The following is a 1047-nucleotide window of genomic DNA, read 5'->3' on the forward strand; positions in this document are numbered from 1 at the left end:
AAGCTTCGCGAGCATTTGCCGTCGCGTTTGCGACAGCAACGCCGCCCGTCCGCTCGGACGGGAAGGCGAGCGACGAATAGCAAATGCGATGAGCAAAGCCGTGCCGTCAGGCACATCTGCGTTATCTGCGTTGTTCTCTTTCCATCCTGCCACAAGCCGAAGACACCCAGACAACGGAAAACCACACCCTGTAAAATAATCGGAACACGAACACCCGCCGTAGGGGCGTGTGCGATTACGTCCGCGATTGCGAACGTCTGTAAGATAATCGGAACACGAACACCCGCCGCAGACCCGCACGGCAAACCCGTGCAGGCCTGCGACAACTCCTCAACCCAGACCAAGGAAAAAAAACCATGACCCCCCAGATCACCCCCGCCGACCTCCTCAACACCGGCATCCTCCCCCACTGGCCCAAACCCGCCGACACCTACGAACAGGCACTCTGGTGCGAAGACCTCGAAAACGCCCTTGCCGCACTCATCCCCCTCATGAACACCCAGTATCACACCGCAGTAACCGCCATCATCACCAACAACCTCCGGCACCCGCAGTACGAACTCCTCCAGCCCCAGACACCCTACCGCAGAATCAACCTCGACCTCCTCAAAACCAACGCACACGACATCTACCAAAAAATCATCCACCTCAAAGCACACGACGCAGAAAAAATCATCGGCAGAACCGAACTCTACCACATCGCCCGAAAAACCGACCCAGAACAAACCGACGCACTCGCCTGCGCAAACATAACCGACCTTGCAAAAATTCTCCGGCCCGAAGAACTCGAACCCTACCTCATCACCCGCTACAAACCCGCACGACCCAGAATCATCCCCCGGAGAACCGCATGAAATGCTGGTACCACTACCCCGAACTCGCCGACCGCCACATACTCCTCAACATGCTCAGAGCAGGATACAGCATACGAGAAATCTGCGACATGCTCGGATGCACCCGCACAAACGTCAACTCAGCCATGAAAAACCACGGAATCAGACGGCCTTATGTAGAACACGTACCCGAAGGAATGCGAAAAAGAATGGG

At 56.3% G+C, this 1047-nt stretch carries 3 protein-coding genes; all 3 read left to right on the forward strand.

Annotated features, from left to right (window positions below):
• Nucleotides 1-360 (forward strand): hypothetical protein (locus tag O0S10_RS10440; protein ID WP_268925822.1); only part of this gene is annotated, 360 nt, incomplete at its 5' end.
• Nucleotides 357-854 carry a hypothetical protein gene (locus tag O0S10_RS10445; protein ID WP_268925823.1) on the forward strand — a complete coding sequence of 166 codons (498 nt, stop codon included), beginning with the start codon at nucleotides 357-359 and terminating at the stop codon, nucleotides 852-854. The genes O0S10_RS10440 and O0S10_RS10445, both read left to right, overlap by 4 nt.
• Nucleotides 851-1047: hypothetical protein (locus O0S10_RS10450; protein WP_268925824.1), on the forward strand; the 197-nt coding region annotated here is incomplete at its 3' end. The genes O0S10_RS10445 and O0S10_RS10450, both read left to right, overlap by 4 nt.

Origin of the sequence: Methanocorpusculum petauri, assembly GCF_026891975.1 — an archaeon.
In the GTDB taxonomy this organism is placed as follows: domain Archaea; phylum Halobacteriota; class Methanomicrobia; order Methanomicrobiales; family Methanocorpusculaceae; genus Methanocorpusculum; species Methanocorpusculum petauri.

Excerpts from the sequence above, each read along its gene's own strand:
- O0S10_RS10445 (WP_268925823.1), top strand. The coding sequence starts at position 357 with ATGACCCCCCAGATCACCCCCGCCGACCTCCTCAACACCGGCATCCTC.